The sequence below is a fragment of the Chloroflexota bacterium genome (assembly GCA_034717495.1).
Classification (GTDB): domain Bacteria; phylum Chloroflexota; class Anaerolineae; order JAAEKA01; family JAAEKA01; genus JAYELL01.
This window is the reverse complement of record JAYELL010000061.1, coordinates 1-12,216: the sequence shown is the minus strand read 5'-3', so window position 1 is coordinate 12,216 and position 12,216 is coordinate 1. Positions and strand designations below refer to the sequence as shown.

14 protein-coding genes are annotated in these 12,216 nt (G+C 59.7%); 10 read left to right on the top strand and 4 right to left on the bottom strand.

The features are described 5' to 3' along the window. Positions 1–437 precede the first annotated feature (437 nt). From U9R25_12315 to U9R25_12290, 6 genes are all read left to right on the top strand, one after another. A complete protein-coding gene (locus U9R25_12315) occupies positions 438–1,754 on the top strand; it encodes a LuxR C-terminal-related transcriptional regulator (GenBank protein MEA3336689.1) in 1,317 nt (438 codons plus the stop codon). A 4-nt stretch (positions 1,755–1,758) separates the two neighbouring features. Continuing rightward, positions 1,759–2,004: a carboxymuconolactone decarboxylase family protein gene (locus U9R25_12310; GenBank protein MEA3336688.1), complete on the top strand. Its 246-nt coding sequence runs from the start codon at positions 1,759–1,761 to the stop codon at positions 2,002–2,004. Positions 2,005–2,181: 177 nt separating this feature from the next. Continuing rightward, on the top strand, positions 2,182–2,355 hold the full coding sequence (locus U9R25_12305; protein ID MEA3336687.1) for a hypothetical protein: 174 nt from the start codon (positions 2,182–2,184) through the stop codon (positions 2,353–2,355). Positions 2,356–2,469: 114 nt separating this feature from the next. Continuing rightward, positions 2,470–3,513, top strand: coding sequence for a M42 family metallopeptidase (locus U9R25_12300; GenBank protein ID MEA3336686.1), 1,044 nt, complete (start codon positions 2,470–2,472; stop codon positions 3,511–3,513). 193 nt (positions 3,514–3,706) lie between these two features. Next, positions 3,707–3,973: an acyl-CoA-binding protein gene (locus tag U9R25_12295; GenBank protein ID MEA3336685.1), complete on the top strand. Its 267-nt coding sequence runs from the start codon at positions 3,707–3,709 to the stop codon at positions 3,971–3,973. Positions 3,974–4,016: 43 nt separating this feature from the next. Then, positions 4,017–4,448 (top strand): hypothetical protein, encoded by a 432-nt coding sequence (locus U9R25_12290; protein MEA3336684.1) that lies wholly within the window; start codon positions 4,017–4,019, stop codon positions 4,446–4,448. Between the two features lie 56 nt (positions 4,449–4,504). On the opposite strand, the gene U9R25_12285 is transcribed toward U9R25_12290, so the two are convergent. From U9R25_12285 to U9R25_12275, 3 genes are all read right to left on the bottom strand, one after another. Then, the gene (locus U9R25_12285) at positions 4,505–4,891 is read right to left on the bottom strand and encodes a pentapeptide repeat-containing protein (GenBank protein ID MEA3336683.1); all 387 of its coding nucleotides are present in this window, start codon (positions 4,889–4,891) and stop codon (positions 4,505–4,507) included. A gap of 261 nt (positions 4,892–5,152) precedes the next feature. Next, positions 5,153–6,442 (bottom strand): hypothetical protein, encoded by a 1,290-nt coding sequence (locus U9R25_12280; protein MEA3336682.1) that lies wholly within the window; start codon positions 6,440–6,442, stop codon positions 5,153–5,155. Between the two features lie 342 nt (positions 6,443–6,784). After that, positions 6,785–7,165: a hypothetical protein gene (locus U9R25_12275; GenBank protein ID MEA3336681.1), complete on the bottom strand. Its 381-nt coding sequence runs from the start codon at positions 7,163–7,165 to the stop codon at positions 6,785–6,787. A gap of 51 nt (positions 7,166–7,216) precedes the next feature. Here U9R25_12275 and U9R25_12270 point away from each other — a divergent pair, with 51 nt between their 5' ends. Further along, complete coding sequence (locus U9R25_12270) at positions 7,217–7,624, top strand: hypothetical protein (GenBank protein ID MEA3336680.1); 408 nt, start codon at positions 7,217–7,219, stop codon at positions 7,622–7,624. A gap of 159 nt (positions 7,625–7,783) precedes the next feature. Here the strand turns inward: U9R25_12270 and U9R25_12265 are convergent, their stop codons facing one another. Continuing rightward, on the bottom strand, positions 7,784–9,181 hold the full coding sequence (locus U9R25_12265) for a hypothetical protein (GenBank protein ID MEA3336679.1): 1,398 nt from the start codon (positions 9,179–9,181) through the stop codon (positions 7,784–7,786). Positions 9,182–9,643: 462 nt separating this feature from the next. Between U9R25_12265 and U9R25_12260 the strand changes: the two genes are divergently transcribed. The 3 genes from U9R25_12260 to U9R25_12250 all read left to right on the top strand — a co-directional run. Continuing rightward, positions 9,644–9,841 (top strand): hypothetical protein, encoded by a 198-nt coding sequence (locus U9R25_12260; GenBank protein ID MEA3336678.1) that lies wholly within the window; start codon positions 9,644–9,646, stop codon positions 9,839–9,841. A gap of 91 nt (positions 9,842–9,932) precedes the next feature. After that, positions 9,933–11,282 carry a hypothetical protein gene (locus U9R25_12255; protein ID MEA3336677.1) on the top strand — a complete coding sequence of 450 codons (1,350 nt, stop codon included), beginning with the start codon at positions 9,933–9,935 and terminating at the stop codon, positions 11,280–11,282. A gap of 2 nt (positions 11,283–11,284) precedes the next feature. Further along, positions 11,285–12,216 (top strand): hypothetical protein (locus tag U9R25_12250; GenBank protein ID MEA3336676.1); only part of this gene is annotated, 932 nt, incomplete at its 3' end.

Below are 12,216 nucleotides of genomic sequence, written 5' to 3'. Positions count from 1 at the left end.
CTTGAGACGCGGGGACGCGGGGGGGGTTGGACCACGAAGGCGCGAAGGTTCACGAAGGCCACGAAGGCGCGAAGGGAGCGAAGGACACGGAGAAGCGGGGACGCGGGGGGTTGGACCACGAAGGCGCGAAGGTTCACGAAGGCCACGAAGGCGCGAAGGTTCACGAAGGCCACGAAGCGCGAAGGGAGCGAAGGACACGGAGAAGCGGGGACGCGGGGATGGAGGGACACGGCGGCTAGAAGATCGCAGACGGCGGACGGCAGACCGCTTCCGGCAGACAGCAGACGACAGACCGCAGATTCCGGAAGGCAGCAGATCAGAAGGCGGTGGTCAGCGTACAATCAGCTGCGGTCAGTGGTCGGCGGTCCGTGGTCAGCAGTCGGCACTGCCCGGTCCGGCGCCTTCTCAAAAATACCGTGATATGGCACAATTGCGTCATGCCCGCTGACGAGAATCCACTTAGCAAAAGGGAACAGGAGATCCTGGGCCTGGTTGCACGCGGTATGACCAATCAGGAGATTGCCAGGGAACTGGTGATTAGCCCTAACACCGTCAAAGTGCATCTGCGAAATATCTTCGCCAAGCTGGAAGTTGCTTCCCGCACTGAAGCCACTATGAAGGGGATCCAGTCGGGTTGGATCGCCGTAGAGGGGCTGGATGAAGGAGAGAGCGACGAGAGGGTGTCTGAGGCGAAATCGGCAGAACCACCCTTGCCGGCCTGGCAGCGCGTCTATTTCCTGGCGGCCGCCGGGCTGGTCCTGGCGGCTTTACTGCTTGCCTTTTTGCCAGGGCGCACCCCGTCCGCTTCATCGCTGAGTGACCTCAGCGATGCTGGATTGACTCGATTCGGCGCAGCGGTTCGCAACGATGCCAGCCGTTGGTCGGCCCTGGCTCCCTTGCCAGATGCCCGGAGCCGTCTGGCTCTGGCGGAACTCGATGGCCGCTTGTATGCCATTGCCGGCGAGGGTCCCGACGGGATCACGGGAGTTCTGCAGGTGTATGATCCCGAAACCAACGGATGGCTTCCCAGGGCGTCCAAGCCAACTGCTGTCTCGAATGTCCAGGCAGCCGTTGTCAATGGCAAAATCCTCGTGCCCGGCGGAGTCGGCGTTGATGGCGCGGTGATGTCCGGCCTGGAGATCTACGACCCGGCTACCGACAGATGGGATCGGCGCGCTGATTTGCCAGTTGCACTTGCCGGCTATGCCCTGGCGACCCACCAGGACAATATGTACCTCTTCGGTGGCTGGGATGGATCCTCCTTCGTGGACAGGGTGTTTGTGTACGATGCGCACGCGGATCGCTGGACCGAAAGTGTCGGGAGCCCTCACGCTTTCGGCTTCTCAGCCGCGGCTTCGTTGGGGGATCGAATCTTTGTTGTCGGCGGTTATGATGGCCGGCAGGAGCTAAACAATTGTCGCATCTTTTCCCCCGGGGAAAGCCGTTGGCAGGCATGTGCGCCAACTGTCTTTCCCAGAGGTGGCCTAGGTCTGGCGTCCAATGAGAACTATCTTTATGCCATCGGTGGCGGTTGGGAAACAGGTGTCGATTTCAACGAACGCTATGACAGCCTGACCGATACATGGTCATCGATCCCCACGCCATTCCATGGCCAATGGCGGTCGCCCGGAGTGGCCAGCCTGGAGTCGCGGGTGTACGCTGTCGGGGGCTGGAGTGGCGACTACCTGGACGCCAACGAGGTGTTCGAGACGACTTTCCGAGCTTTTCTACCCTTTGGTGCCAGCGGGAACTGAACCCATGCCCTGGATCAAGATCATTGGGCCTGCCCAGGCCTCCGGTCTGTTGAAAAAGCAATATGATGCCGCGGCCAAACGAGCCGGGCGGATCTGGCACATTGTCAGTATCATGAGCCAGAATCCGCGGGCCCTGAAGGCATCGATGGACTTCTATGGAGCGTTGATGTTTGGCCCGTCGCCGTTGAGCCGCAGCCAGCGGGAGATGCTGGCCGTGGTGGTGTCAGCTAACAATCACTGCGTCTACTGAGTCCGGTCCCACGCCCATGACCTCCGGGCCGAGGTCGTCAAGGACTACGATCTGGACCAGCAGCAGGCGGACGCCTATGTCTCCGCCATTGCCACCGGCTGGCGCCAGGCTGACCTGAACCGGACGGATCGGGCGCTCTGCACCTTTGCCGAAAAACTGACATCGCAGCCGGCCAGCATGGCCGAGGATGACATCTACGCCTTGCGAGCCGTGGGCCTGGAAGATCGAGCCATTCACGATGTGACCCAGATCGTTAGCTATTTCAACTACATCAACCGGGTAGCTGATGCGCTGGACGTGGGCCAGGAGGACTTCATTCGGCCCTGGGAACAGCCATCCTCCTCTGCGTGAGCTATTGACCCAGGTTGCCACCTCTGACAGAGCACTCAACCCCAGATGCATCATCAGTAGTGTCCACCGACGGCGCTCTGGCATCCTGAGAACACCTGAATCGGAAAGGGACATATGAACTGGAAGATCGACGTCGACGAAATGGTAACATTCCTGGTTGGGCTGCTGGAGATACCCAGCCCAACCGGCGATACGGGCCGGGTCATGGCATACGTTGCCGAGCACTTTGCCCCCCTGCCCTTCGAGATGAGCTTGAACAGCAAAGGGGTCCTGGCTGGCACCTGGGCAGGCGCGGCCGGCGATGCCCCCCGGGCGGTCACCGCCCACGTGGACACCCTGGGCGCTGTGGTGAGCGCAATCAAGGACAATGGCCGCTTGAAACTCAGCCAACTGGGTAGCTGGTCCTGGACCTCCGTGGAAGGTGAAGGGGCTACTGTCTTTGCCAGTAGCGGCCAGGCGATTCGGGGATCCTTTCTGCCTGAAACCGCCTCCTTTCATGCCTGTCCCAAGGACAAACGGGAAGCGGCACATACTGGCGACGACATGGAGATACGCATCGATGGCCGGACCGCTTCGAAGGAGGAAACGGAGGCGTTGGGTATCCGGGTAGGTGACGTGGTGGCTTTCGACCCGAGGGTGGAAATTAGCGAGGCTGGTTTCATTCGCAGCCGGCATCTGGACGACAAGGCCGGTGTTGCCACCATCTTCGGCGCCCTGCGGGCGATCGATCGTGCCGGTAAGTCGCCCGGCCAGCGGACCACGATCCACATCAGCAACTACGAGGAGGTTGGACATGGCGCTTCCGCCGGGTTGCCAGACGATTTGGCCGAGCTCCTGGTGATCGATATGGCCGTGGTTGCTCCCAGGCAGACGTCGGACGAATACTCCGTCACTGTTTGTGCAAAGGACGCCGGCGGTCCCTACGATCTTGCAATGCGGCGAAACCTGGAAAAGCTGGCGGAGGAGATGGACTTAGAGGTTCGTACTGATGTCTATCCAGGATACGGCTCTGATGGCGAGGCCTACTGGTTCAGCGGTGGAGAAGCGCGCGTCGCCCTGATCGGGCCGGGCGTGGACGCCTCTCACCACTATGAGCGAACCCATCGGGATGCGCTGGAAAACACGGCAAAATTGATCGTAGGCTATCTCGTCAGCTAGGTAAAAATTGTCAATTATCAGTGGTCAATGGTCAATTGCCAACAACAGGCTGATAGTTGGAGTCGAGGCTTCAGCCGGTTCTTCACGCCAACCCGGCAAATCCTTCAATAGAGGTGGCTACGCTCAGCCTCGACTCCTATCGCTGATGCGTTGTTACCTCAAAGATCGACAAAGCGCCCAAGGAGGCCAACTCATGACGAAACTTCGACAGGAATTCGAACAGGCGACGGTTGACTCGAAGGCACTGAAACAGCGGCCACCCGACCAAACCTTGTTGAAACTTTACGCGCTCTACAAGCAGGCAACGGAAGGTGATGTCACAGGCGAACGGCCCGGTTTCCGGGACATGAAGGGCCGCTTCAAGTACGACGCCTGGGCCAAAACCAGGGGTATGTCGTCGGAAGATGCCATGCAGGGCTATGTGGACCTGGTTGGTGGGTTGAAGGCCAAAGAGAGCTGACTGAACGGGGGATTGCCGAAACTGCAATCCGAGGAGAACGCCCTTGAGAGTTTTTCTTTCCGGTATCATGCAAGGTTCCCTGGTCGAAAACGGCGTCCATGCGCAGGACTACCGGGCATACCTGACCGATCTTTTCAAGGCGCAGGTGCCTGGCGTAGAGATCTACGATCCCTGGGCGGCCTTTCCCGATAGCCTTTCCTACGGGGATGGCAAGGTGGAGGCGGCGTTGATCGCCATTGTCGAAGAGGCCGCCCGCTCGGACCTGGTCATTGCCTATTTGCCCCAGGCCAGCATGGGTACGGCCCTGGAGATGTGGGAAGCCTGGCGAGCCGGCGTGCCCGTCATTGCAATTACGCCTCTGGAGGCCAACTGGGTAGTGCGCACCTGCGCATCCTGGCGCTTCGACTCTCTGGAAGATTTTTCAAGCCAGGTTCGAAAACAGGGACTCGATGAGTTTCTGCTCGTTGACAATTGACAACTGGCCACAAGGTCCCGCAGCGAAGCGGAGTGGATTGACAATTGCCAATCAGGCTATCCTCCGAGTTCCGCCCCTGCCTCTTCGGGATCGAAATCTTCCGGCCATGCCGTGTTGTCATCGTAGATCGCGTAGCTGACGTCGGCGTTTTCCAGATTGGCGTTTTCCAGATTGGCCTCGTACAGCTTGGCGCTGCGCAGGTTGGCCGCGTAGAGATTGGCGTTCTGCAGGTTGGCCTCGGCCAGGTTGGCGTAGCTCAAATTAGCGCCGCTCAGATCGGCGTTTTCCAGGTTTGCCTTGCTCAGGTTGGCCGAGTTGAGATTGGCTCCCTTCAGGTCAGCTTCACCCAGGTCTGATCGCCAGAGATCGGCGCCGCTTAAATCGACGCCCACCAGGTTCTGGTCACCTTCTTGTGCGCGTTGTACATCCTCAATGTTTGCCATGGTTCATCGTTCCTTTCATCGGCGATTGGTGCATGTGTTCCGATAATCGTCGCGGCAGTGCACCAGGGCGGCCTGGCTCGTGTGGGCTTAGTAAAGCACAAATTGCCAATATGTGCAACGGGCGACACGACTGGGATGGGAGCGGCCCGTAGGGGCGACGCATTCTCCAGGGAGGCTGGTCTCCACCGAAATGGTGCCCGAGCCAGGGTTTGGGCCTGGAAACGATTGTGGTGGAATGCGTCGCTCCAACAGTCTCTCCGGCTAACGCAGCGTGATGAAGACCGGGATGGTGTCCTGGCCCGGCTCAGGCGCAGCCAGGGCGATACCAATGGAGGGGGTATCTTCCGCCAGCCGTACACCTTCGACCTCCACCGTCTTCAGAGCACGAGCCTGGCCCGCCACATCCGATGCAGTTAGCTTTTGACCCGGTTGGATGTCTGCGCCGGTGTCAATCTTTACCTGAGCCACGCCCAGCACGGTGAGGGCCACGTAGTCGCCCGGCTGGGCTGGGCCCTCGGCGCTGCGCAGTTCCAGGACAGGTTCCTGGCCTTTTTCATCCTCAAGTTGACGCTGGGGTGTGAGAGCCATGCGCCCCTCGACCACGCCGACAATGCCGGTGAAAGAGGTGCTATCAGCTGGACGCACCATGGCCAGCGATATGTTGCTGTCGGGCAGGGGATCGGTCACACCCACCGCTGCCACCACGTCACCAGCCGTGAGAGCCTGATCGCCAGTGACCTGAGCGACTACTGTCACGGAGCTGAGGGTTATGTTGCTGCCAGATATCTTGTCGGGGGTGACGAGTCCCCACTCGCCGTTCGAGGCCTGGGTGTTGGCATACACGCCGTCTTCGCCCGCTCCGACCACATTCACGCCTTTGTGGCTTGCCGAGTTGATACGCACGCCGTCTTCGCCTACCGAAAACACGTACAGGCCGTGGCCATCCGCATTCACGGTTAGGCCGTTTCTGACCGCCGACCACACATTCACGCCGTCTTCGCCCGCCGCGTTCACGAATACCCCGCTGTAGTTAGCATGGCCCACGTACAAGCCATACCCCTGCGCTCCCGCCACCTCGAAACCGTTCTCTGCGTCAGAATTGCTGAAGTTGCTGGGATTGCCGGCGATACCTACGCGCACACCGTCGCTACCCGCCGAATTCACCTGCACGCCCCTGGCGCCTGCCTCTTTCACCCACAGGCCGTGGCCATCCGGGTTATCCAGCACCAGTGGGGCGAAGTTGTCGGGAAAGCTACCGAACGTCCCGTTGATTACCAACGAATTGTTGACCCCTTCCCAGACCTGGTTCAGGTGGTCGTGGTCGTTGTCGCTGGTGAAGGTGCCGGTTTCACTCCAGTGACCAGCGGTAAGCTGAATGTCATCGATATCGATATCGCCATCATGGTCAACATCGCAAGCGGGGTCATAGCCGCCGCCTACGATGCAGCCGCCACTGTTCAGGGTCGCCGTTTCCGGTGCGCCTGCCGTTACAGCCAGGGTGGTCAGAAGAAAAAAGACGATTGCCAGGGGAACGAGTCGAAACGTTTTCATGGGTTGCCTCTGGTTTGCTACAAGGGTTTGAATGATTGGACGACTCTATTGTAGCATAAAAAGCCAAGGTATGGGTCCGGAAACGATTCGAATCGGAATGTGTCGGCCCAACAGGCAGGAGCGTCGAGAGTTTCCACGCAGGCCGGTGGTAGCAGTTCGATCGGGTATCCGCCAATGAAAGAGACCTCCTCATTGGTAGATCCCTTTCGGACTCACAATCCGGCGTCTACCTCAGGAGGTCTCTCTTTTCCAGCCAACACCTGAGAATCCAGGGCGACCGATGCTTCCAGAAGTTAGCAGAACATTGGGCAAATGATCATGCCCGACGTTTGTCCTTACGCATCATGGTGTAGGTGTATAGCCATCGGTCAGGGTCTTCAAAAAGGCTACTATCGCAGCCTCTTCTTCGGGGACCAGTCCAAGATTGCCTAATTCAACGTCGTTGACGTTCTGGGGAATCTCGGGCGGGGGCCATGACGGTGGCTCTACGTCGCGAGTGTTGTAGAAATTCACTATTTCTTCCAAGGATTTGAAAAAGCCGTTGTGGCCGTAAGCTTTTACAAACTCCGGATCGGGACGCCGATCCACGTTGCGCAGCGTTGGCACCTTCTGCTTGCCCCACTCGGCTTCATACACGGCTTCGGGTTCTCCCTCGTTTTTCAAGAAGCCACCCAGGCCCGTATCAACCCAGTCCTCGCTATCCGGATTGAATTTGCGCGGCATATTGTACCCGCCTACCAAGTCCAGGTCGAGCCAGGTCAGGAGGTCATTATCATGGCGCGCTGGGGCGGCTGCACCAAGGGGCTTGTCAGGGCCTTCAGCAAAGGTGCCGCATCGATCGCCATGGAGGTCGTCGGGCCCGGCGGCTCCGTCGCGATGTTGGAGCCGCACAGCCGCCAGTACTGGGAGCGGCCCGAACTGCTGGACTGGCCGGACCTGCCAGCAGATGAAGCGGCGCAGCTGGCACAGGAATTCTGCATTCCGTCCAGCGACGTTCTCTGGGCGGTGATGTGGTACTATTCCCTGGGTACGCTTGATCCAGGCGACTACGACCTGCACTTTGTGTACACCGTGACACATTCGATGCCTGATGGCGCTGACTGGGATGGCGACGGAAAGCCTGATAAATCAACGCCGGAGAACTTTCATCTCGAGGCCGATGTCACCATCCAGCAGAATTGAGGGTGAGTGCCAACAGGTAGACCCTCGCCCAGGTCCGGGCAGAGCTGTTTGATCACAGCTATCGAGGAGGCCGGTCCCGCTGCTTTTAGGGCCGGCCTCTATTGTGGGTCAGGCAGCAGAAACTCATCTGTCCCTTTGCCCAGCGAGGCGGGTAATTATTTACTGCACATTGACCAGCGCCCAGATCAGTCCATCATCGGCATCAAGTCTTTCCAGAGCGGTGCCGATCACATCGGCATTCTCCGCCAGCTCCACGCCTTCCACGGTTACCGTACGCTGGGCACGGGCACTGCCACTCTCCCCGGCCACCAGATTGCTGCCTTCCTCGACAGGGCCACTGGCCTTCACCTGTGTCAGGCCGGAGTAGGCGATGGTGACGTAGTCTCCCGGCCTGGCATCGCCATCTCGGGGAACCAGGCGAAGACCGATCTCAGTGGGCCGGGGATCCTCCTCTGTGACCAGTTCAGCCCAACCTTGCACGACGCCCACAACTGCGTCGCTGCCTGTGGCAACCTGGACTTCCATCAACATGGGCACGCTGTTCACGCCGCTCTCTCTCAATCCGGCAAGGGAAACGATGTCGCCAGGAGCCAGGGGTTTGTCGTCAGCGTTAACGCCGAAGGTCGCCAGCAGGCAGCCGTAGCAAGAGCCGATAACCTCGATGTCGCCAACAAAAGAGCCAGCATAGGAGCTACCGGTGACCCTCACACCGTAATCCGCCGAACCCACATGTAAGCCGTAGGTCGCTGAGTTCACATTCACACCGTGGAGGGTTGCCGAGTTCACACTCACACCGTGGGTGCCCGCCGACTCCACATACACGCCGTGGGTGCCCGCCGATTCCACCCTCACCCCGGCGAGCCCAGCACGGCCGACATATAGACCGAAATGCTCGGCCCCTGCAACCTCGAAACCGTTATTTGAGTTCGAAACGTTGGCAAATGCTGGAGTCCCTGCCGTACCGACATAGAAGCCATGATCGCTCGCTGAATCCACAGCCACGCCGCTGCCGCCCGCCGAGTCTACTACCACTCCTGTAGAATCCGCCCGGCCTACGAATAGACCGTAGTGCTGGGCCCCTGCGACCTCGAAACCATTCTTGCCGCTCGAGTTGCTTGTAGTTGTTGGAGACCCTACCGAGCCCACATACACGCCGTCGTCACCAGCCGAGCCCACCTCCACGCCGTCGTCACCAGCCGAGTACACCCTCACGCCATCGCCGCTTGAGTTATTCAATATCAGGGCCGCATAATCCGGGGTACCGAAAGAGCCTTCGATTCGAAGCGGGTTGTTAGTGCCCACCCAGGTCTGACCCAGGTGGTTGTGGTTATTGTCGCCTACCCAGGTACCGCTCTCGTTCCAGTGGCCTGCGGTGAGTTGGATGTCGGTCACGTTGATGATGCCGTTATGATCCACGTCGCAGGCGGGGTCATAGCCGCCCGTGGATGTGCAGCCGCCATTGGTCAAGGTGACCGGTTGTGGTGCACCCGCCGCCACGGCCAGGGTGGTCAACAGGGCCAGGGCGATGGTCAGGGAAATGAGCCTCAACGTTTTCATGGTTTGCCTCCCGTTTGCTATATGGTTGTGTAGGTCGATACACCCATTGTACCACATATCACAGGGAGGAGGAGGCGAGAATTGCGTCAGGGGTCTGGGAAGAGGTGGGAACGATTGGAGCTCCAACGGCTTGGGCTCGAATGTATTAAGGCGAATGCTGACAAAGGCGTTTTCTGGGCGATTGACGGAACATGTGTTCTGTGATAGGCTGTATGGTGTGAGGGCTGGCCGGGTTTAACGAATAACGTTGGATGGGTGACCGGCCAGTGGAGAACGGGTTAGGCCGCCGGCGTGCGTTGAAGTAGTGCGTGGCTCCCATGCGTCGGCGGCCAATACCGCAACCACGAGTGAGAGCGTCCAGAACGCCACCGAGAAATCGGCGGCGTTTTTTGTTTTTCCGGTGGTTTTGGCTGAACTGTCGCTTTACATAAATCTTACTGTACAACTTCATGGAGGGGAAAGGTGAAGAGTCGAAACGTGTTGATTTTGGTGCTGGTTGTGGCGATGATGTTGGTGGCTGCTGTGCCGGCCTTTGCTGGTGATTGCCAGGGCGGAAGCCAGGGTGGTGACTCGGCTCCGATGGATGTCGTCGAGTTTGCCGGCGACGGTGGTGGTGTGATCGTTCCGATGCAGGATTGTGTGGATACTCAGTGCGGGTAGTCTGAACTATTGTTGAAAGCCCGGGCTGTCAGATGGCCGGCGGCCCGGGTCGGTGAGGGATTGGTAGGCCCTTTGGGATCGGGCAGGAACCATGAACCTGATCCAGCGGTTTGCAGCGTGGTTAGCGACGGTGACGGCGGTCGATGTGGGGAAGCCCAACGACGGCCTGATACCCGTTTCCTCCGGAACAGAGATCGACAAGCCGTGGCATGAGCTACGGCAGGAGTTCCAGGATGCGCTGGAAGCCTGGCGGCTCAATCCCCTGGCGCGCCGGCTGGTGCAGATGGTAACGGCCTACGTGGTGGGGGATGGCATCACGATGAGTAGTAGCAAGGCCAGTGTACAACGCTTTCTGCGTGACTTCTACGACGACCCCGAAAACAACATCCTGATCGAACAATCCAGTTGGTGCGACGAGCTCACGCGAAGCGGGGAGCTTTATTTGGTTCTATTCGCCGGCAGTGATGGCAGTGTGATCGTGCGGGCCATGCCGGCCAGCCGGATCGAAAAGATCGTCTGGCGGCCTGGAGACTTCCGGGCGGAACTGGAATACCACGAAGTGCCGGACAGCCCAGGGGAAGAAGGTCGGATCTGGTACGCGCCGCGGGCCGGCGTGAAGCGGAACAGTGCCGGCAAAGCAGCTATTGGTGGGGGTGTTAGCGGTGTGCGGCCTGTGATGTTGCACTACGCCATCAACCGGCCGGTGGGCTGTGTACGGGGGGAAAGCGACCTGAAAGCGATTTTGCCCTGGCTGCGGCGATACAGCCGCTGGCTGGAAGATCGTGTGCGGCTCAACGCGGTGGTGCGATCGTTCGTGTGGGTGGTCAAGGTTCCCAAGCGGCTGATCGGGGAAACCTCGGCGCGATACCGCCGGCCACCCGAAGCGGGCAGCGTGGTGGTCGTGGACCGCGACAACGAGGAATGGCAGGCGTTGAGCCCGAGCCTGGCGGCGCGCGACGCGGCCAACGACGGGCGCGCGATCCGCTGGATGATCGTGGCCGGGGGACCTGGGACGGGCCTGGTTGACATCGGCGAGGGGGAAGATGCCAATCTGGCCACGGCGAGTGCCATGGGGGAGCAACGCCGGCGGTTTCTGCGCCGGCGGCAGAGGTTGTTCGCGCACATGATGGTCGATCTGGTCGTTCATGGGTGGAACTGGACTGTGGAGAGTGGATTACGGCGTGGAACAACAATACGAGCATCGGATATAGAGATCGAAATGCCGGACATAGCGCCGGTGGACAACGAGTCACTGAGCAGTGCGGCGCATGAGATAACCGAAGCGCTGCAAACGTTGAGAGGGATCACCGGAGAGAGTGAAGCATTGCGGCGGCTGGCGTTGCGGCTGATGCTGAAATTTGCGGGGGAGACAGTCAACGAGGGGGATTTCGAGGAGATCGTGAATGGAGCGTTTTTAGATAGGGCCGGGGAAGGGGAATAGCGATGGAGTTTGACTTTGAAGTGCATAGCCAACCGCAAGACGGGGAGTTGCGGGTTGGCGACGACGAGCGGTTGAGACTGCGGCAGGAACTGGAAGCGGGCGAGTTCGACCATGTGGAGTTTGGGGCGGTGGTGTTCCGCGATGGTGCCAACAGCAACCATTTCCGCTTCCGCGCGGAGGATCTGGAGGCGTTCGGGGTGAGCTTTGAGAGTCAGCCATTCCTGCGCGACCATGATGTGCGGAAGATCGAAAGCCGTGATGGGACGATCATGGCCTCCAGGCTGGAGGGGGGCGCGTTCAAGCAGACCATACGGCTGACGACCGAGCGGGGAATGCGCAGCTTCCTGGAAGGGCAGATCGACCGCTTCAGCATCGGGTGGTACTTCGACGGGATCACCTGCTCGGTGTGTAACGAGGATTGGTTGGGGGGCTCTTGTCGGCATTGGCCGGGACGGACCTACCAGGTGAAGGACGAGGATGGCCGGGACGAGGACAGGCTGTGTGAACTGATATTCGAGAACCCGCGCGGAAAGGAAACCAGCGCGGTCAACGCGCCGGCGGTTGAAGGAACGGGGATATTGTCGCAACTGTGCGACGTGAAGGAGACGATGATGGCGGAGGCAGAGGAGAACATGGACGAGCGAATAAAGAGTGAGAAGCTGAAACACAGGGAGACGGAGACGGAGACGGCAGTGTCCGAAGTTGCAGTATCTGAACCCCTTCAGGACCGTGCGCAGGATGATGTTTGGGGGCGGTTCGTTCAGGAGCAGGCGCTTGGTGCAGCGCTGGTAGCCAGCGGGCTGCCGGTGGCCTCTCAGGCGGTGGTGCGGGAACAGCTGGGGGAAGAATACCAGCCCAACGATGTGGAGCGGGTGATCGGGCAGCAGAAAGCACTGGTTGCCTCCCTGCAGAAAGAAACCGTGGTCCAGGGCAT